Annotated in this window: 23 protein-coding genes; 11 read left to right on the top strand and 12 right to left on the bottom strand. The window is 58.1% G+C overall.

The genetic code is table 11. The features are described from left to right. Positions 1–2 precede the first annotated feature (2 nt). Both EKN06_RS00725 and EKN06_RS00720 read right to left on the bottom strand, forming a co-directional pair. Entirely contained in the window at positions 3–2,171 is a 2,169-nt protein-coding gene (locus EKN06_RS00725; RefSeq protein WP_127610973.1) for a TonB-dependent receptor, read from the bottom strand. Between the two features lie 162 nt (positions 2,172–2,333). Further along, a complete protein-coding gene (locus EKN06_RS00720; RefSeq protein ID WP_127610972.1) occupies positions 2,334–3,074 on the bottom strand; it encodes a GntR family transcriptional regulator in 741 nt (246 codons plus the stop codon). 823 nt (positions 3,075–3,897) lie between these two features. Here EKN06_RS00720 and EKN06_RS00715 point away from each other — a divergent pair. Continuing rightward, complete coding sequence (locus EKN06_RS00715; protein WP_164843881.1) at positions 3,898–4,668, top strand: Crp/Fnr family transcriptional regulator; 771 nt, start codon at positions 3,898–3,900, stop codon at positions 4,666–4,668. Continuing rightward, entirely contained in the window at positions 4,658–5,173 is a 516-nt protein-coding gene (locus tag EKN06_RS00710) for a hypothetical protein (RefSeq protein ID WP_127610970.1), read from the top strand. The genes EKN06_RS00715 and EKN06_RS00710 overlap by 11 nt, the downstream gene beginning before the upstream one ends. A 181-nt stretch (positions 5,174–5,354) precedes the next feature. Here EKN06_RS00710 and EKN06_RS00705 read toward each other — a convergent pair whose 3' ends face one another. Then, positions 5,355–6,590: a bile acid:sodium symporter family protein gene (locus tag EKN06_RS00705; protein WP_338068051.1), complete on the bottom strand. Its 1,236-nt coding sequence runs from the start codon at positions 6,588–6,590 to the stop codon at positions 5,355–5,357. Between EKN06_RS00705 and EKN06_RS00700 the strand changes: the two genes are divergently transcribed. Both EKN06_RS00700 and EKN06_RS00695 read left to right on the top strand, forming a co-directional pair. Beyond that, positions 6,477–7,379: a LysR family transcriptional regulator gene (locus EKN06_RS00700; protein WP_338068050.1), complete on the top strand. Its 903-nt coding sequence runs from the start codon at positions 6,477–6,479 to the stop codon at positions 7,377–7,379. The genes EKN06_RS00705 and EKN06_RS00700 overlap by 114 nt on opposite strands. 473 nt (positions 7,380–7,852) lie before the next feature. Then, complete coding sequence (locus EKN06_RS00695) at positions 7,853–8,203, top strand: hypothetical protein (protein WP_240654539.1); 351 nt, start codon at positions 7,853–7,855, stop codon at positions 8,201–8,203. A gap of 178 nt (positions 8,204–8,381) precedes the next feature. On the opposite strand, the gene EKN06_RS00690 is transcribed toward EKN06_RS00695, so the two are convergent. From EKN06_RS00690 to EKN06_RS00660, 7 genes are all read right to left on the bottom strand, one after another. Next, positions 8,382–8,843, bottom strand: coding sequence for a DUF411 domain-containing protein (locus EKN06_RS00690; protein WP_240654538.1), 462 nt, complete (start codon positions 8,841–8,843; stop codon positions 8,382–8,384). Positions 8,844–9,052: 209 nt separating this feature from the next. Beyond that, positions 9,053–10,123, bottom strand: coding sequence for an ACR3 family arsenite efflux transporter (arsB, locus tag EKN06_RS00685; protein WP_127610968.1), 1,071 nt, complete (start codon positions 10,121–10,123; stop codon positions 9,053–9,055). Next, positions 10,120–10,620 (bottom strand): arsenate reductase ArsC, encoded by a 501-nt coding sequence (locus EKN06_RS00680; protein ID WP_164843880.1) that lies wholly within the window; start codon positions 10,618–10,620, stop codon positions 10,120–10,122. Before EKN06_RS00680 ends, arsB begins: the two co-directional genes overlap by 4 nt. A gap of 8 nt (positions 10,621–10,628) precedes the next feature. Then, positions 10,629–11,099 (bottom strand): ArsI/CadI family heavy metal resistance metalloenzyme, encoded by a 471-nt coding sequence (locus EKN06_RS00675; RefSeq protein WP_127610967.1) that lies wholly within the window; start codon positions 11,097–11,099, stop codon positions 10,629–10,631. Next, on the bottom strand, positions 11,099–11,455 hold the full coding sequence (locus EKN06_RS00670) for an ArsR/SmtB family transcription factor (RefSeq protein WP_127610966.1): 357 nt from the start codon (positions 11,453–11,455) through the stop codon (positions 11,099–11,101). Before EKN06_RS00670 ends, EKN06_RS00675 begins: the two co-directional genes overlap by 1 nt. Positions 11,456–11,458: 3 nt before the next feature. Continuing rightward, on the bottom strand, positions 11,459–11,653 hold the full coding sequence (locus EKN06_RS16140) for a tyrosine-type recombinase/integrase (protein WP_127610965.1): 195 nt from the start codon (positions 11,651–11,653) through the stop codon (positions 11,459–11,461). A gap of 95 nt (positions 11,654–11,748) precedes the next feature. Continuing rightward, positions 11,749–12,114 carry a c-type cytochrome gene (locus EKN06_RS00660; protein ID WP_127610964.1) on the bottom strand — a complete coding sequence of 122 codons (366 nt, stop codon included), beginning with the start codon at positions 12,112–12,114 and terminating at the stop codon, positions 11,749–11,751. 607 nt (positions 12,115–12,721) lie between these two features. Between EKN06_RS00660 and EKN06_RS00655 the strand changes: the two genes are divergently transcribed. From EKN06_RS00655 to EKN06_RS00630, 6 genes are all read left to right on the top strand, one after another. Then, entirely contained in the window at positions 12,722–13,165 is a 444-nt protein-coding gene (locus EKN06_RS00655; RefSeq protein ID WP_127610963.1) for a DUF983 domain-containing protein, read from the top strand. 49 nt (positions 13,166–13,214) lie between these two features. Continuing rightward, entirely contained in the window at positions 13,215–13,478 is a 264-nt protein-coding gene (locus EKN06_RS00650) for a hypothetical protein (RefSeq protein WP_240654537.1), read from the top strand. A 33-nt stretch (positions 13,479–13,511) separates the two neighbouring features. Then, positions 13,512–14,894, top strand: coding sequence for an aminotransferase-like domain-containing protein (locus EKN06_RS00645; protein WP_127610961.1), 1,383 nt, complete (start codon positions 13,512–13,514; stop codon positions 14,892–14,894). Between the two features lie 228 nt (positions 14,895–15,122). Next, positions 15,123–15,683, top strand: a complete 561-nt coding sequence (locus EKN06_RS00640) for a winged helix DNA-binding protein (protein WP_127610960.1) — start codon at positions 15,123–15,125, stop codon at positions 15,681–15,683. Positions 15,684–15,737: 54 nt separating this feature from the next. Further along, on the top strand, positions 15,738–15,923 hold the full coding sequence (locus tag EKN06_RS00635; protein WP_127610959.1) for a hypothetical protein: 186 nt from the start codon (positions 15,738–15,740) through the stop codon (positions 15,921–15,923). 246 nt (positions 15,924–16,169) lie between these two features. Beyond that, positions 16,170–16,592 carry a hypothetical protein gene (locus EKN06_RS00630; RefSeq protein ID WP_127610958.1) on the top strand — a complete coding sequence of 141 codons (423 nt, stop codon included), beginning with the start codon at positions 16,170–16,172 and terminating at the stop codon, positions 16,590–16,592. A 157-nt stretch (positions 16,593–16,749) separates the two neighbouring features. Here EKN06_RS00630 and EKN06_RS00625 read toward each other — a convergent pair whose 3' ends face one another. Further along, positions 16,750–17,130 (bottom strand): tyrosine-type recombinase/integrase, encoded by a 381-nt coding sequence (locus EKN06_RS00625; RefSeq protein ID WP_127610957.1) that lies wholly within the window; start codon positions 17,128–17,130, stop codon positions 16,750–16,752. Positions 17,131–17,625: 495 nt separating this feature from the next. Continuing rightward, positions 17,626–18,183 (bottom strand): thermonuclease family protein, encoded by a 558-nt coding sequence (locus tag EKN06_RS00620; protein ID WP_127610956.1) that lies wholly within the window; start codon positions 18,181–18,183, stop codon positions 17,626–17,628. Positions 18,184–18,466: 283 nt separating this feature from the next. Between EKN06_RS00620 and EKN06_RS00615 the strand changes: the two genes are divergently transcribed. Then, a complete protein-coding gene (locus EKN06_RS00615) occupies positions 18,467–18,931 on the top strand; it encodes a hypothetical protein (RefSeq protein WP_127610955.1) in 465 nt (154 codons plus the stop codon). Positions 18,932–18,988 lie beyond the last annotated feature (57 nt).

Genomic DNA, 18,988 nt, shown 5'->3' with positions numbered 1-18,988 from the left:
GATCAGAACTTGACCACGCCGCGGATGCCGTAAGTGCGCGGTTCGCCGACACGTCCCACGCGAGCGCGACCGGCGGATGTCGCCGTGCTGGTCATGTATTCGCGATCGGTCAGGTTCCGCCCAAAGAAGATCAGCTGGAAACTGTCGCCCGGAAATGTGTAACCGGCGCTGGCGTTGACAAGGCCATAAGCTTCTTCCGCATCGCCGGTCAGGGAATCGATGCCGGCGTTTTCAGCGGTAAAGAACTGGCGCGTGCGATGGTTGTATTCGCCGCGGATGAAACCCGAACCGTCGCCGATCGGTGCTTCTGCCTCGGCAAATACCGAATAAGACCATTCGGGCGAAAGGCTGAGCCGGTTGCCCGACGCATCGTAGGGGATATTGCCCGCCAGCAATGCCGACGTGTAATTGTCATACCGCGCATCGAGGTAGGCAAGATTCCCGCCGAACCTGAACCATTGGGTGGGACGGATCTGGGTTTCCAGTTCGACACCGTCGACTTTCGCGTCCGACGCGTTCGTGATGTCGATCACGCCCGGCGACAGGAACGACTGAACCTGAAGATCGGTGTAATCGTAATGGAATACGGTCGCGTTAATCCGCATCAGGCGACCGAACAGGTCGAACTTGGCACCCGCTTCGTAGCTCCACAGCATTTCGGGATCGAAACCCTGGTTCGGGTTGCGGCTGGAAAAATTGAACCCGCCCGATTTGAAACCCTTGGTCGCAGAAGCATAGAGCAGCACGCCGTCCGCCGGCCGCAGTTCGATGCCGAACTTGGGCGTCCATGCCTTGTACGTATCTTCGACGCTGTAAGTCAGCGGATAACCAGCCAGCGGCAGGCCAGTCACGTCGGACGCGAACAGCGCGACCTGATCCATCTTCTTGTGTTCTTCAGTATAGCGAATGCCTGCGGTCACCGTCAGCCAGTCGGTCATGGCATAGCTGCCCTGCGCGAACGCGGCATAGGCATCGGTGTTGATCACTGGCGAGAAGTTCGCCGCGGTTCCGCCAAACGTCGTGACCGTGGAATCGACGTCGATGCGTTCGTTGAAATAGTAAGCGCCCAAGATGTAGGTCAGCCCGCCAAACGCGCCGGTAAGGTTGAATTCCTGCGAGAACTGGTGCTGATCTTCGAAGATGTCGGTCCTGCGGTTCCGGATGGCCGTTCCGTCAGAATCGCTGACCGACGTCAGTTCGTTGGCGCGATAGGACGTAAGCGATTTCAACGAGGCGGCAGTCGCGAGGTCGTAATTCACCTCCATCGCGGCGCCCCACTGGCGACGCTTGGCACTCGGCCGAAGGTCGAGCGCGATCTTGCGGAAATCGGTGATGATGCTGTTCGACAGCGGATCGGCCGTCGGCTGCAAGGTCTTGATATAGCCTGCAAGGGCATCGCTCGAATATACGTTGTCTCCGCGCAGGATGATCTCGAGCGGGGCGCTGGGCGTGAAACGGAGCTGACCGCGAAAACCCACCGTCTTTTCGTCATCGGCATCGCCGACACCCGGCACGATATTTTCGAGGTAACCGTCACGACGCGAGCCGATGATCGCAAACGACGCGGCAATCTTGTCCTCGACCACCGGCCCGCCGAAATAGGCTTCGAGCCGGGCGAAGTTGTAGTTGCCGTACGTGGCCTGCACCTTGCCTTCGAAATCGTTGCCGGGCTTGCGGCTGATCACGTTGATAGTGCCGCCTACAGAGTTGCGGCCATAAAGCGTGCCTTGCGGGCCGCGCAGCACTTCGATCCGCTCCACATCGAGGAAGTTCGACAGGTAGCTGGCCGGACGGGCGAGATAGACGCCATCCAGGTGGATTGTCGACGAAGGGTCCGAACCGCCGAACACGTTGTTCGACCCAATGCCGCGAATATAGACCTGCGAAAATGCCTGATTCTGGGTGATGAGCATATTGGGCGTCACAGCCGCGAGATCGCGGATATCCTTGACGCCGGTCTTTTCCATCGTTTCGGCGGTGAAGGCAGTGACGGCCAAGGGAGTATTCTGCAACTTGGTCGCGCCAGTCTTGCTAGCCGTGACGATGATGTCGTCGTTATCGGCGCTCGCATCGGCAGTGGCCGGGTCGATCGGGGACGTCTGGGCATAGACGTTAGCGCTCGTGAAAAGCAAAGCCGCACCGAACGCCAATCTCACCTGAATCGCAGCCATATGATTATCCCCCTTGGGCATGGCGACAACTTTAGGTCCGCCGTCTGGAGATAAATCACGATTCGCCGCCTTCCGCAAGCGATTGTCGACGATTCTGAGTTATAACTAGATTTATATCGCTAATCTCCGCACCAAAATCTCATATTGTCGACAATTATGCGCTTATGTCGACGGCTCGATCAAGGTGGCGCACCAATCTGCATGGTAGAGCATGATCGCCTCGGCAGCCTTTGCGTCGCCCGCCAGAAGCGCGTCGGTGATCCGCTGGTAATTGCTGACATATTGGGGGGAATGCAGGTCCATATCGATGACCGACACGAGCAGGCGGTTCCAGTATTCGAGATTGACCGCACGCAGCACGAAATCGACGTAGGGTTTTTCGGCAATGGCGTTCACGAGGTAGTGAAAGTCGTTGAGGACGAGGAAAAACCCGACGCTGGGATGTTCTGCCTCGCCGGCTTTCCTGATCGCCGCCATCGCCTCGCGGATCCGATCCGCGTTGTCGCCTTCGCCTATCCGGTGCGCGGCTTCGCGCAAGCCGACGGCGGCAACCGGCGCGCTGACTTCATAGACCGCGGCCATGTCGTGGGGGCTCATCGGACGCAGCATGGCGCCGCGATCGGGCAGGAGTTCGACCAGCCCCTGCCCCGCCAACACGGCCAGTGCCTCGCGCACGGGGGCCCGGCTGAAACCCAGCCTTGTCGCCAGTTCCGATGCGACGATGCGACTGCCGGGCGTCAGCTCGCCAGCGTCGAGCGCGCTCATGATCGCCTCGTACACCAGCCTCACCAGCGAGGATTTGGATTCCCCGTCGGAACTTTGCTTCGGCGAGCCGAAGGGATGCCCGCCCGGCCGGGCAAATTCACGGTCCGTATCAGCGTCGATTTTTTTGGGACGCGCCATGGTCGAATAACAGCCTTTTCAGCAGATGGTCGACGATCTCCATATCCGCAGCGGTGCCGGACGACTACAGATTCAGCACGATTGTATCGTGAAATGGAAAGGAGCTCGTTTTTGCGGACGCTGTTGCCGACGTGATCGGCACCGATACATACGGTCGTGGCGAGCATGCGGTCCGATCGGGAATGGCAGGGGTGATTACTTGCAAGCGCCCCCTCGCACCCGACATTTCTGCCACGAGTTCCAAAGATGGCAGAAGGCGCGGGATGCGCGCCGCCACTCGGTTGAAGATGGTGCGAGATATTGGCGTGGCCGCCGGGAAAAGCGGATGAGCAGACGGACCCCAACTCGCTATTTCAGGAAAGCGATCGCTGGTGCCGCGTTCTTATGTCGCTCGAATTTTCAGAGTCGCATCTAATTGGAAGAAGCCAAAAGATATTCGACGTTCGACTTGAAAAGGCCAACCATCTCAAGATGAAGCCTGTCCAATACGTCTCTCGAAACTTCATTTCGAGCCTGAAAGGTATCCAAAGAGCTACTCAGTTCTTCAGAAAACTTTTCCAGGAAGTGATCCGGAATATATTCCATTTTTTGCGTACCCGAAGGGCCCAGGGATATGCCTGGAAACCTCCGGCCATATGCACCAAGGATAACTGCCGCGTTTAAGCCTCGTGGATTTATCGAGGCATTCGGCGCGAATTCCCCAGTATACCTAGTCGCCAAGACGCAGTCTGTGTGTTAGCGCGCATTTGAGGCTATGGCTTTCAGCCGCTGAGCGGGACCCTCCCAGTCCGCTCTGACTGAGATGCGTGAAAATGGGTTCGTGATGAGCAAGTTGGCCAAATACGGGTCTGCTACCGGCAATGCTCTTGCCGACATTTTCGTGCTGGAATGCCGCCCAGGAGAATTCGATGCGCAGAAGATCGTCCACCTGAAAAGTGGCGAGGTATTATATTCCGGAATTTCGGTAATAGAATATCTCTACTTCCCGATAGACATGATCGTTTCGCTGACTTGCGATCTATCTATTGGTTATTCTGCTGAATTCACGCAGATCGGTTGCGATGGCGTTGTCGGTATTTCGGCACTGATGGATGGCCACGCGACCCGGAATACGGCAATCGCGCAAACCAGTGGCAGAGCCTATCGCGTTTCCGCCGAAGTCATCAGGCAGAGCTTCGATCGATCGGCCAACTTCCGCCGCGTCATCATGCGCTACATGCAAGCCCTGATGCAGGAATCGGCGCAGAGGATCGCATGCATCCGACATCATTCCATCCTTGAGCAATTATGCCGGACATTGCTGATGGCGTCGGACCGCATGCAGAGCGAGCACGTCAACCTGACGCAAGAGCAACTGGCCGTCGCGATCGGATGCCGGAGAGAGGCGGTGAGCGTCGCGGCCAACAAGATCCAGGCCGCGGGCTTGATCGATTACGGATATGGAAAGATTACGATCCTGAACCGACCCGGCCTCGAAGCGCGCGCTTGCGAATGCTACGCGGTGCTGAGCCAGGCGTTTTCGGAATTTCTGCCGCGCCAATCATCAGTCCAAAACCATACATGCAACCATGAAGGCCAAACCGATGAACCTTAATATGGATTCGCTGGAAGCCCGGCTGTCCGCGATGGCTAACGACATCGATCTGCTGAAAAAGAGCCATATCGACCTCAATTCGTCGTACGTCACCACGCTGAAAGCGCTGTCGGGCATGACATCGCACGCATCGGAAGCCGCTCGGCAGGCAGCCAAGGCGGCGGAAAATTCAGCGAACGCCACGCGTTTGTGCGCAGAGGCGGCCAAGGAAGCGTCGGAAATCCCCGTCATCGAAGCGGCGCAGTCGGCGGCCGAAGCAGCCAAGCTCGCGGCGCAGGCCGCCATAGATGCGGCAGCATCCGCCTCTGCGGCGGCGGCGGCGGCGGCCCTGGCCGTGGCCAGTCATGCCGAGGAAGCTTCTGCCGAGGCGGCAGCCATGGCCTCTGAATCGACGAGAATGGCGACCAAGGCAGCGGCTGACGCAATGGCTATGTCCAATCTCGCCGCAACGTTCCTGCAGGCGGCGCGCGATCGCAAGGTGACCACGCCCGACAAAGGCGAATGACTTAGCTCAACGCATGGAATGTCCGAAAGGCTGCCGCCCGGTCCCGTGTGCGCCATCGAAGTGACATCGACGTCTAGCGGCGTTTCAGTCCGATTTTCTACGTCCTGCGAAGCGCACGTTTCTTCGCATTCACATATATCCGAAGGAACAGTGCCGACCTCGCTCGCCAAGGCGTGACCAATCAGCTGGTCTTTGCACTGGGTGTTTCCAGGTCGATCAAACTCACCTCAGGGGTCGTATCATCGGCCCGCCTGGCATAATGTTGCGCGAGGAACGCGGACACGACGAGCTGCATCTGGTGAAAGATCATCAGCGGCAGCACGATCACCCCGATGTCGGTTCCCGCAAAGACCACCGTCGCCATCGGCAGCCCGCTGGCCAGCGATTTCTTCGACCCGCAGAACTGGAGGACGACGGCCTCCTCGAACTCAAGTCGCAAAACCCGCCGGCCAATTGCCGCAGTGATAAGCAGGACCGCGGCCAGCAGGACCGCCAGCACCCCCGACAGCAGCAACAGATCTGCTGCATCGACCTTGCTCCAGATTCCTTCGGCCACAGAGTGCGAGAACGCGACGTAGATGATGAGCAGGATCGATCCGCGATCGGCATAACCCAGCAGTTTCTTGTGCGCCGACATAAGCCTTGCGATCCATGGACGAAGGCACTGTCCGACCACGAAGGGAAGGAGGAGTTGCAGGCAAATGTCACGGAACACGCCAAACGACAGATCAACCGCATCGCCGCCGATCAATGCACCGGCCAGGATCGGGCTCACGAAAACGCCGACGATATTGGATGCCGAAGCCGCGCACAGCGCCGCCGGGACATTACCCCGAGCGATAGAGGTGAACGCGATGGACGACTGGACGGTAGAGGGCAGCACCGTGAGGTAAATCACGCCGGCGATAATGGCTGGCGGAAGTAACCCACCCAGCCCCTTGGCCAAGCCAAGCCCGACAAGTGGAAACAGTACGAATGTGCTGAGCAAGACGGCAATTTGCAGTCGCCCTTGGCCAAGACCTGCTTTTGCCTCTTTGAGCGAAATTCGCGCACCGTACAGGAAAAACAGAAACGCAATCGCGACGTCGGCAATGCCGGACGCGATCGCATAGCCCTGCCCCTTTGCCGGCACCAACATCGCCAGAACGATCATCGTGACCATCAGCAAGATGTAAATATCGAAGAGCCGATACAGTCTGGTCATCGCGTTATCCGGTTCAATCGGAAAGGAGGACCGGGCCTTCGCATCGCATTCGGCTATTGTGAACCGTGCTGAAAGATATAACTGTGATCGCGTTTTGTGATGATCGGTTTGCGAGGGCGTGACATGTTCGATCCAAAGTGGCTCACCAGCTTCGTAACCGTCGCCACGACGAAGAATTTCACCGCTGCCGCCGACCGGCTGGGCATCGGGCAACCGGCCATAAGCGAGCACATCCGCAAGTTGGAGGCACGATGCGGTCGGCGGCTTTTCATCCGCGACACGCATTCGGTTCGGATGACCAGCGAGGGGGAAGCGATGCTGAGTTTCGCGCAAGTGATCCTCGATGCAAATGCCAAAGCCATGCACCATTTTGCGGGCGAGAAAATCCACGGGCGGGTCCGGCTCGGCGTTTCCGAAGACATCGTCCTGCGCGGACTACCGCAAGTGCTGCGCAGTTTCACGACAGCGCATCCCATGGTGGAACTCGAACTGACCGTCGGGCTCAGCGAGGTTTTGCGCCAGCAACTCGATGCGGGCGATCTCGATCTGATCTTTCTGAAGCGCCGGGTGGGCGAAGACTTCGGCGAGCTGGTTTGGCGCGAACCTCTCGTATGGCTTGCTGCGCCCAGCCTGCGGCTCGCCCCCGATAGTCCGGTCCCCCTGGTGGTGCTGTTTCCACCCAGCCTCACCAGATCGGCTGCGCTCACCAGCCTTGGCCGACATGGCCGTTCGTGGCGCATCGTGTGTACGAGCGGCAGTCAAAGCGGCGTGCATGCTGCCGCCATCGCCGGACTTGGCGTCGCGCCCCACGCGCAATCGTTGGCCCCGTCCAGTCTCGTGCCCCTGCCAGCAGGGCAATTGCCCGATCTCGGCGATATCGAATTTGCCCTGCTGGCAAAGAAAGGCGCGCCGTCAAATTCGATGCGGGCATTGGCACGGGTCATGAAGTCGAGCGGCCATGAACTCCGCAAGGCGATCGAGGTGGATTTTCCGGCGATCTGAACGCCGCACCGCACCGCGTTCAAACGACAGGGTCTCGGCCTTCACAACACAGCCATCGCCTTTATCACACGCCCTGCACGGCGGAGGCGCGAAAGAAGTCAGGTTAGAACTCCCCGCTTGCCCGATCATCCGCTTGACCGCTCGTCGATATATTTTCGTCAGCTTCCGAACGAGGAAACATTTGTGGCATCGATCGTGCCTCTTGCCTCCGAGACGAAACCCGCGACAACATTGCCCACCGCCAGCATCGCGCCTCACGCTCACCACCGTGCACCAGCAACGGCTTTCTCAGTTCGGCATCAGCCATCGCGTGAAGCTGTTCGGTCATCTCCCAATTGAGGGCGGTCGCGCAGATTGTGGTATAGCGGACGCCCGATAAACCCGCCTTTGAACTGATATGGAAGGAATTGACCTTGAGACCTCCAGATCGAATCCATCTTTCGCTGGCTGCGCCAATCGCGCTTGCCCTGACTTTGGCCGCCGGTTGCACGCACACCGAGGCGCGAGCGCCCTCGGCAAAGGGTGATGCAAGACTTGCCGAGATGCTACGAGGCAAGACCGCTGGCGAACCACAAAGCTGCATTCCTGCGATGCTGAGCAATCGGCTGATCGTGATCGATGGAACCGCCTTGGTCTATGACGCAGGCAGCACGATTTATGTTGCGCGGCCGGACAATCCGCGTTCGCTCGACAGCAGTGACGTTCTGGTCGTCGAGCGTTCAGGTGGCCAGCTCTGCAAGCAGGATATTGTCCGGACGATGGATCAAACGCTTGGATTCACTACTGGCGTCGTTTTCCTGGGCGATTTCATCCCCTACCGATGAGGTTCGTCGCCCACGGGACGGCTGCTGCCGACCGGGGAGAAAGCCCGTCCACGATGCGCAGGGTTTCAAAGGATTGGCGCCTCCTTCACCACCGCGGAAGCGAGTGGCAAATCGCGGCGTTCACTTGCTTTGCTCGCCTGGGGACTGTCCGCCAGGAAGCCCCTGCGGCAACGAGCTCTCATTCGTAGCTGGCGAACACCCGCTGGCCGAAATCGCCGAACGCGATGACCTGATAGGGCTGAGTGCGCCCAGCCACCTCCATGCCGGGGGAGCCGAGCGGCATTCCGGCAACGGCAAGACCCTTGACGTCCTGGGGCTTTTCGCGAAGCAGCCGCTGGATTTCCTTTGCCGGGACATGACCCTCGATGACGTAGCCATCGACCTTCATGGTATGGCATGACACCAGATCGTCAGGCACGCCCAACTCGGCCTTCACCTGCGGCATCGGGATGTCTTCACGCATCTCGACTTCTGCTTGCATATCGTGGCGGACATGCTCAGCCCATTCATGGCAGCAGCCACAGCCCGGATCGCGATACATCACGTATGACGCCGCCTGAGCCGCCGTCGTGCAGGCGGCAACCAACATGGCAAAGGCAACGCCAGCGTTACGAGCGAAAGATCCAATCCTGCGGTTCATCAAAGCTCTCCACTCAGGTGGGCCATAGCGTCGGCGTACCGAACGAAGGGCCGATCCGATTAAGGTAACAGATCCGCAAGCCGAGAAGCAGCAGTTCCCGGTGTTTGCGGAGGAGGGACACGAACCCCCGAAACACGGATTATGATTCCAACGGAAGCGCACAGTGGACACGGCTACGTTGTTTTACAACGAGCCTGACCCATCAAAAGTCATGGCAGAGCGAAACTGCCGCGCGTTCGATTAGCGATGGCAACCAGCGAGAGCATGACTGGCACCTCAACCAGAACGCCAACAACCGTTGCCAAGGCCGCGCCGCTCCCAAGCCCGAACAAGCCGATTGCCACCGCAACTGCCAGCTCGAAGAAGTTGGACGTCCCGATCAGCGCGCAGGGTGCGGCGACAGCATGCGGCACCTTCCATGCCTTGGCCCAGCCGTAAGCGATGAAAAAGATGCCATAGCTTTGCATGACGATCGGCGCGGCTATCAGTGCGATCAACAGGGGACGGGAGACGATGGTTTCGGCCTGAAACCCGAACAGCAGCAGCACCGTCAGCAGCAATCCGATGATCGAGAAAGGCTTCATGCGTCCGGTGAAGGCGCATACCGCGCTCTCGTCACCATTGTGATTGCCCAAAAGGCGCTGCCTGACATATGCCCCGACGGCCAGTGGCACGACGACGTAAAGAGCCACTGACAACAACAACGTTTCCCATGGAACGGCAATGTCGGTGACGCCCAGCAACAATGCGACAATGGGCGCGAAGGCCACGATCATGATGAGATCGTTGGCTGCCACCTGCACCAAGGTATAGGCTGGGTCGCCCTTCACAAGTTGCGACCAGACAAGCACCATCGCCGTGCATGGTGCAGCTCCAAGGAGAATAAGCCCGGCGATATATTGCTGTGCATCGGCAGGGGCGATGAAATCGGCGAAGACAACCTCGAAGAATAGCACGCCGAGCGCGGCCATGGTAAAAGGCTTTATCAGCCAGTTGACCACCAACGTGATGATCAGCCCTTTCGGCTTGTCGCCAACACGGCGTATCGCTCCGAAGTCGACAGCGACCATCATCGGGAAGATCATCGCCCAGATCAGCACCGCAACGACAAGATTGACCGAGGCGTATTCGACCGACGCCAGAGAAGCGAAGGTGCCAGGCGCAAGATTGCCCAGCACAACCCCGGCAAGGATCGCCGCACCGACCCAGACTGAAAGCCATTTCTCGAATAGGCCCAATCCTGCCGCGCGAGCGTCGATGTCAACGGTCGTCGCGTTCATAGCGTGTCGGCTTCGTGCCCGATTGTCTGCAGTTTTTCGCGCAGGGCAACCTGTTCAAAGTCCGCAATCGGAAGCGCCAACATCAGGTCGATACGGCGTTTGAGCATGCGAAAGGCATCGAGAAAGGCCGCTGCCTTTTCCGCGTCGCTCGCTACGACTGCCGCCGGATCAGGAATACCCCAATGCGCAGATGTCGGGCGACCCGGCCAGACCGGGCAGCTTTCCGCCGCTGCACTGTCGCAAACAGTAAAAATAAAGTCGAACTCCGGCCCGTGGGCAAACTCGCTCCAGTTTTTGGAGCTATAGCCATCCGCTGGATAACCGAGCGTCGTGAGCGTATTGATCGCCCAAGGATTGACCTGGCCTGTCGGATTGCTGCCGGCGCTGTATGCCTTGAAACGGCCCTTGCCGTCATGGTTGAGAATGGCTTCGCCCAGGATCGAGCGCGCGGAATTGCCCGTGCACAGGAACAGCACGTGGAGTGGCCGGTCGGACATCGAATGCCTCAGCAGGAGGAAGTCTTGGCAGGGGCCATTTGCGGAGAGCAGCAGGCGCTTGCCGCGGCACTGGGAGACGCAAGCCGGTTGAGGTCGGGATTGCCGCCGTAGGTCGTGCTTTCGCCTTCAGTCAGAAAAGCTTCCCAAACCACGCCATCGGGATCGGCGATCCAGCACTTTTCCGAATGCGCATAACAGCAGGTGGTCGCGCCTTCTTCCAGCACCGGGCGGTCGGCATCTTTCAGGCGGCTATAGACTTCGGCCAATTCGGCCTTGTTCTCGACCTGGATGCCGATATGCTCAATGCCCTTGGCGGCATCTTCGCGCATCGAGATCGCGAAGTTGATGTGCGGATCGTCAAGCATCCACTTGGCGTAATCGGACTTCACAACGCCGGGTTGGGCACCGAACAGGCTGGAATAAAAGGCAATCGACCTTTGGATGTTGGTCACCCCAACATGCACATGGAAGCGTTTCATCAGGCGCTCTTTCGTTCAGGATCGGGTTCTCGATCAAGCGAGTGAAGGCCGGCAGCATTCCCAAAACAAGATACGCCGCCGCAACAATTTTCGGTCAGGTAGCCCATCAACCCGTTCATAGCCGCATAGTCCGCCGAGTAGATAATCGATCGGCTTGCACGACGCTGCGTAACCAGTCCGGCATTGGCGAGCTGGGCAAGATGAAAGCTCATCGAGGACGGTGGCACATCGAGCATATCGGCAAGGGTGCCAGCGGCAATCCCGTCCTCACCCGCCTGAACGAGCAGGCGAAATGCAGCGAGGCGGTGCTCTTGCGCCAAGGCGGCAAGGGCGCGGATCACGCGGTTGGCTTGCATCTCTTAATCCAATAATTCGATAAATATCGTAATATCGAAAGATGCAGTCCTTGGCAATGCCAATCTTGGGCGGGAATGCCCCAACATCACTTGGATCTTCTCCGGCGGCCACCCCTGCTCGATGAATTGCGATGCGGCTGCATGGCGCATGGCATGCAACGAAAACCTCGAAGCGCCGCCCCGTCCATGATCCCGCATACAAGCCTCACCGGCTTGAAGATGGGCACCATGGCAGTCGAAATGAGATGAGTGGCTCCAGATGCGGGCCTGAAGCGCAATGCAGAGTGTTCACGTCAAATACGCGGCACATAATTCCTGTTTTGCAGGGACAGCATGTAGGCGGCCAGATTGTCGATCTCTGCTGGATCTATGGCGAAGTTCATCATGTCGGGAAAATTATGCGAATTGCGCAACCAAGGCGTGATCGTCGCCTCGGTCAGGCCTGGCACGTTGACGACCGCTTCGAATGGGGGCGCCTCGGCCAGAGGCGAAACCTGACCGGCAATCACCGCGTGGCATTCCGAACAATGCGCCTGGGCAAAAGCCAGTCCACGCATCTCGACCGCTGGAAGCGATGCTGCGGTCGCTTCACGTTGCGACACGGGTGCGCAGGCCCCGGCGACGAGCAACAGAACGGCAAGAACGGGTAGCTTCATCATCGGATCGATCTATCCTGACCAAACGTGCCTGCGTCAATCACTGTCGGGCGTGTCAGTGCTTAGAGCGAGCGTGGAAGAGCCCCGCAAGCGTGGATGGCATATTCTATGATGATGGACGCTAAAGCCGCCAGCAGCCCCTCTCCATCTCAACCATCAGGTCAACGTCCCTCGCAGGGTCGTGAAAGAGGTGATGTTGTGATGCCGCTAGCACGCCTGACAGCGAATCGTATTGAGCGAAGGATGCAGAATCGGATGCTCATCTAGCAAAATCAGCATGTTTGGCGGTCCGGTTTACCGGAACCGCAAAACTAGCCCTATTTGCGTAAAATGCATTTCGGCCTTCCCGTCTTGGGAACGAGTATAAAGTTATGATTTTATTGCAAAAATGGTAGCGGAGCGGACTCGAACCCCCGACACGCGGATTATGATCCCAACGGAAACAGCGCGTAGACGCGTCTACGTGAATTTCGCAAATGCCGGCCTTCAGCTTACTGAAAATCTGATTGGCATGCAAGGTTATGTCAGCAGTATGTTTTATTTTGTATTGACATTGTATGCATACAAACATAGCAGACAAAGCTTCTCTATGTTTGTGTGGTAGATGATAATGTCGCTCAATGTAGCACCCTCCGACGGTAAGTTTGCCTGGATCCTGAAATGTGGATGGAAGGGGCTTTGTCCGAGATGCGGACAGGGCAGGATGTTCCGCAAATGGCTCAAGCTCACAGATCAATGCCCGGTGTGTGCGCTCGACTACAGCTTCGCCGCTCCAGACGATGGTCCTGCATTTTTCTCGTTGTGCATCGTGGCCTTCCCCCTCACCTTCGTGGCTGTCTGGATTCAAGCCGCTCTTGATCCACCGTTCTGGGTGCACCTTGTAACCTCCCTTCCGCTTCTGGTCTTCGGCTGCATATTCCCCCTGCAGCCGATCAAAGGCTGGCTCGTCGCGTCTCAATTCGCCAACGACGCGCAGGAGGCAGGCACCGAGAAACTGTGGGCGCAGCTCAATGCCAGCGCCAAAAAACTCAGACCGGAAGTGGGCGATGAGTAATCTAGCGGCCTCGCACGGTCTTGCTGCCGCCCGAGACTTAGTCGCGGAAATGTTTAACTCACTGCGCCGGACCGATCTAGGCGCGCTCGTAGCTGCCGGTGAAGGCGACGACTTTCCCGAAGTTGTCATCGCGAGGACGCTGCTGCAAGAGCAGGCGGACCAGACGGCACGCCAAATCGATGCACTTCGCCAGTATGTCGATCCCGCCTTTTGGGACGAGGAGAGCCCTGGCGGCGCACTCGCCGCCCACGACAGGGGCGAGATGGCTCGGAACGTTCTCCTTGGCCGGCCAGCCTTTTTCCACCGCGACTAGCCGCGAACTAGGGATTTCCTGTAAGGCCCTGCCATGCACAACTGGCTACCCGATCTAACTTCCGTCACCGGACCCAAGTATCTCGCAATTGCCGATGCAATAGAGCAGGACATTGTCGTTGGAAGATTGACAGCCGGCACAAGATTGCCTCCGCAGCGAGCCTTGGCTGAAATGCTGGGGGTTGATCTCACCACCGTCAGCCGGGGTTACAGTGAAGCGCAGCGACGTGGCCTGATCGGCGGCGAAGGGCGGCGCGGCAGCTTCATCTTGACACAGCCGGCCAGCACGAATGTCGAGGTTGACCAGCCTGTCGAGACCGGCATGAATGCTCCGCCGGAACCGGCCGGTAACGCTCTCGCCAACGCTTGGCGTTCCGCAAGCGACATCCTGATGACCCAGGCAACCATTCCGCCCCCGTTTCATTATCAACCGAGCGGCGGAATGGCTTCGGTGCGCGCAGCAGGTGCAACATTGCTTCAAACCCGCGGGATAGAATGCGGCGCTGATACTGTTGTTGTGACAGCGGGCGGACAGCACGGCTTGCACGCGATCGTCAGCACCGCGTTCCGGCCGGGAGACACGATTGCGGTCGCGCCATTTGCATATCCCGGCTTTCTGTCGGTAGCGCGTCGCTACGGCCTGCGTCTCGTTCCGATCCCCACTGACAAGGATGGAATCCTGCCCGAGGCTCTCGCCGAGACTTGCCAGCGCGAACACATCAACGGGCTCTACGTCATACCGACCAATGACAACCCCACTACGGCGACGATGGGCCTAGCTAGACGCGAGGCGATCGCCCAAGTAGCCGCGTGTTCCAATCTGGTCGTGATTGAAGACGATGCTTACGGACTTCTTCCCGAGGTGCCGATGCCCCCGTTGGCATCACTGATCCCGGACAGAACCTTTCACATCTGCAGTATCTCGAAAATCATCTCGCCCGGCCTGCGTCTCGCATGGGTTCGCGCACCCGACATAGGGGCCGCGTGGCGCCTCGCTGCAGATCTGCACGAAACAGCGATTATGGCGCCACCATTCAATGCCGCGGTCGTATCGGTCTGGCTCGAAAACGGTGAGTTCTGGCACTTGGCCGAAGCGGTGCGATCGGAAGTGCGCGCTCGCCAAGAGATTGTTGCTAATACGTTGAGGCCCGGGAGCTATCGCGCCCAACCTTACGGCTACCACCTCTGGCTGCCTTTGCCACTTGGATCTGATCCGGCAATCATCATCGATACGCTGCGGCCTTTTGGCCTTTCGCTCAGCTTTTCCGATGCCTTCGCGGTCGAGAGGACCGGAGCACCTCCAGCCTTCCGGGTCTCCACCGGCGGATTGATCACTCGAAAGGGGCTCAAATCCGCATTGGCACTACTCCGCGAGATGACCGTCGCCTCTGCTCCACACAAAGTGTCTCTCGTCTGACGGAGATCTATCGCGCTTACCCTGGCCAGGAAAGGCGGTGGCGACTGCATGCGAGCGCAGAAGAGCGTTTTGCGAAGCCCCGCTTAAATAATGAAAGCGCAGCGATCCCACAAAGCCGAAATTGTGATAAATCGCGCTAAGTCTATGTAATTATACCTATATTAACTGCGGTTGGTTTGCACTTGAAGTTAACGTCCCCTAAGGCTCTCGCCGAAAGGGAGTTTTCGAGTGAAGGACATCAACTCAAAAAGCTTTCAAGGGCCATCGGAGTCGTCGAGAGCTGCCGGGTCCAAGGCTCGCGAATTACGTGCGGTGGCGTCACGGCTGAACAGAATCGCAGACGAGATCGAAAGCAATCCCATCAGAGCTGAGGCAATTGCTTTGCCGGACGAGCCTCTCGGTCCACTCAATGTCCTGGAGGCCGGCCCCAATCATCTCGCTCGAGTAGCCCGCGCCATTCATGCTGCCCGCCGGCGACGCGATCGATGGTTTGATCGGGGGCTCTTCGGAGAGCCTTCATGGGACATCTTGCTCGATGCCTTTCAGCACAAGGCCAGTGGAAAGCAGCTGACGACAAAGAGTGTCTGCTTTGCCTCTGGCGTAGCTTCGACGACGGCGCTCCGCTGGATTGGCGTCATGGAAGAAGCTGGGCTTCTTCGTCGGACACCGTCGGAGCGAGATCGCCGGGAAATGTTAGTGGAACTGACCGACGAAGGGTTCCGCGCCATGACGCTGTATCTTCTGGATTTTAATCAATCGTCCCGAAACGAGTCGAATCCTAAAGGATAGTTAACAGATCGTCACTGCCACAATATACTGCGATGTCAGTAGACAGGGGCAAACGTGCACAATTTAGACGCTATGGGACTAAGAGCGGTCATCCTCGAAATGGAAAGCTGTCTGACGAAGGTTGACGCCTTGGGCCTGACCCGTGCTGGCGCAATCCTCGATACGGCGCTTGTCGAGCTGCGTTCGATACAACGCTCTATCGACGTAATTGACGAGGCCGGACGATCAGGCGGCGGTTAGACCGGTCTTAGCGGTGTGCTCCCGCTGCTCATGATGGGGGTTTCATCGCTGATCGCTATGCGATAGACGACCAGCTCCCCCAATGATTCCGGATTATCGATGCCCAATCAAGATTTTGTCCTGATCGCCCATAAGCTTCGTCGCCTAGAGCGGATCATGGGCGGCCTTGCTGCCGACGCAGAACGAAAAGCCGTGCTGTTCGATAGCTCGCGCGATCGCGATCCTGTGGAGCCATTTGCATCCTCCGTGCTGGGCGATCGCCAACCGGGACCGATGGACCGCCGAAGCCTGGGCCGTTTGCTTCTAAAACTTCGTAACAGCCGTCACGATCACCTCGAACCAGAGCTTTTCAGCAATGCGTCTTGGGACATCCTGCTGACTCTTTTCGTCGAAGGTGACGCTGGCCGGAAACCCCTGCCGATCAAGGCGATCTGCCAGGACGCCAAGATCCCTCTCGCCACGGGCGAACGCTGGCTGACCCTGCTTTCCGAACAAGGTCTAATCCAAAAGGAGCGCGGCGCAGCAAACCCGAATGCGGGCATGGTCGTGCTGAGCCAGGAGGGCATCTCGTCCATGGAGCGCTACATCGATAGCGCGGGCGCGGCCATTTACGCGATGTTCGTCGACATTCGCCTCGATGCCGAAATCGACGGCCATCTTGTCGCCTAGGCAACGTCGATCGATTCACGCGGATTTTTTGGCGCTTCGTTAGTTACGCAATTGATCGCTCAGCCAGTGAGCCAGTTCGCTCCTTGACGCTCGCGCGTCGCATCCGCTCGTCGGTCTGATCGACGTGCTCCGACCGGCGCATTTTAGGACCAAAAGGCTAGGCCGCCAGCAGCCCCCTTTCCATCTCACCCATAAGATCCACGTCCTTCGCAGGGTCATGAAAGAGGTGACCGTAGACGTCATAAGTCATCGTGATCGACGAATGCCCCAGCATGGTCTGGATTTTCTTCGGCGGCCACCCCTGCTCGATGAAGAGCGACGCCGCAGCATGGCGCAAAGCGTGGAGTGAAAACCGCGGCGATCCATTTTCGCCCACGACGCCGCATGCAAGCATCAACGGCTTGAATATCCGATTGTAGATGTTCGAATGGGTTTCAACGTTGCCGACGCCATGGCCCGCGTGCTGTCTCGAAGCATGCTGTCGAGAAAATCGCGAACATGTGTGTATGCGTGCCTGCCTGGCTTGCAGCACCAACATAAACCGTAAGGGTTTATACTATGGTCTGGGTTGCCGAGAAAATACGGCAAAACCCAAGGAAATGCGCGGTGTTCGGCGAGCAGCTATTCCACGGCAAGCGCAAACCTTGCTTCAAGAATGTAGATGCTCGGCGAAAAAAAGCACTTCGTCAAAATGTAGGTGGATCACGGAGGGCCGGATGCTGGAACTTCGGCCAGATGGCAATGCCGCCATTGTATTTGGCGACCGTTTCCAACTTACGAATCCGTTCCAAATCGCTCTTCACCGCATCGCGGAGCACTGAGTGAGACTTACCGTTTGAGAGAAATGCGATAAGGCATGGATCGCTCGCATCAGATGCCTTTCGGCCAGGTTCTTCTCTGCATCAGGCAGGACGAATAGCGCCAAGAAAGCAGAACTGACCAGTTGGGATACGTGATCCAGCTAGGTTCGCGGATGGTCGATAGCGATGCCGAGAGGCCTTCTGGCGACTGGTTCGTGGCTGAGCGTGGACGATCAATAAACGCAGATCGGATTCTCGCTCGCGAACTTGGGCCAGATCAGCGCTGTGCCAGATCGCACCATCGCACAATTGATCTCCACCCCATCCTCGTTGATGCAAATTGCCGCCTCTCGACCATAGCTTGTTCCCGTTTGGCGACATTGCAGTGTCTGGCCGCTCGCCAGCTCGCGTAGCATGTCGGTCGCTTCTTCGGCCGTCGCAGTGGGACACGGATGGCCGGGACTACACGTGCCGTCAGTCTCCCTGGCAGCAACGGCATTGAGACGAACGCGCGTCCCGTCAGAGCAACCAAGCGTGTCGCCGTCAGTGATCCTGGAAACCTTGCACGCAAAGACATCTGGCCCTGTCATCTGGGACTGTTGAGCGTATGCCGCCGGCGCTGACGGACGATAATAGAAATACATTCCAATGATAATTACCGCTGTGACAGCGGCGATCGATGCCAATGCGAGATAGAATTGCCTTTGCGACTTGGCCTTACCTTTACGCGCTTTTCTGTATCGCTGCCCCGGCACGATCGGGACGGCTCGAAATGGCTTCCTGAACGACATAACCTGATGGTTGGCGCAACCATGTCATTTTCTCAATATAGATTGGCAAGCTGGGGACAGATACTTTGCCCAGAGTCGTTCGCCGTCTGTTCTAAGGCCGTTTGGACCGCAGCGAACTCGCCTTCCGAATAGAGGCGGTGTGCTACCTTGACCCATAGCCGTCCTGTGAAAACGACCCTAATTTAGAAAATGCGTTCCGGCAGCGCGAAGGCGATCTGCCTAATCTTCGCTCGATCATAATATGTTGCATCATTACGTATCTAAGCAGCCTGGGAGATAGACGGTGGATGACTTCATGATTGCCCGGGTGATCCACATCACCTCCATCGTGCTATGGATCGGCGGCGTCGCTTTTGTCACCACGGTCGCATTGCCGGCAATATCCCGCGACACCATGCCCGAAGAGCGGCTCTCGGGCTTTCATCGATTCGAAAGCGGCTTTGCGCGGCAGGCGCGCATCTGGGTGGCTCTTGCCGGTCTCAGCGGCTTCTGGATGGTCTGGCGCGCCGGCTTGTGGGAACGGTTCGGCGAACCGGAGTTCTGGTGGATGACAGCTATGGTGACCGTCTGGGCGATATTTGCCGTGATGCTGTTCATCCTCGAACCACTCGTCATCCATAAACGCATGCGTCAGTCGTCCACGCCTGCCGCTGACTTTCGTCGGATGAAGGTCATGCATGGCATCCTGCTGGGGGCCTCACTCATCACGATCATCGGAACCGCGGGCGGGAGTCACGGCCTGTGGTAGAGAAGTTTCGGTCCTCCTAGCCGCCCGCACAGCTGCCCTTTTTCGTGGCCGCAGCTC

The sequence above is a fragment of the Croceicoccus ponticola genome (assembly GCF_004004515.1).
GTDB classification, from domain to species: domain Bacteria; phylum Pseudomonadota; class Alphaproteobacteria; order Sphingomonadales; family Sphingomonadaceae; genus Croceicoccus; species Croceicoccus ponticola.
Note: the sequence above shows the minus strand (reverse complement) of the source record. Positions and strands in the feature narration are given on the sequence as shown.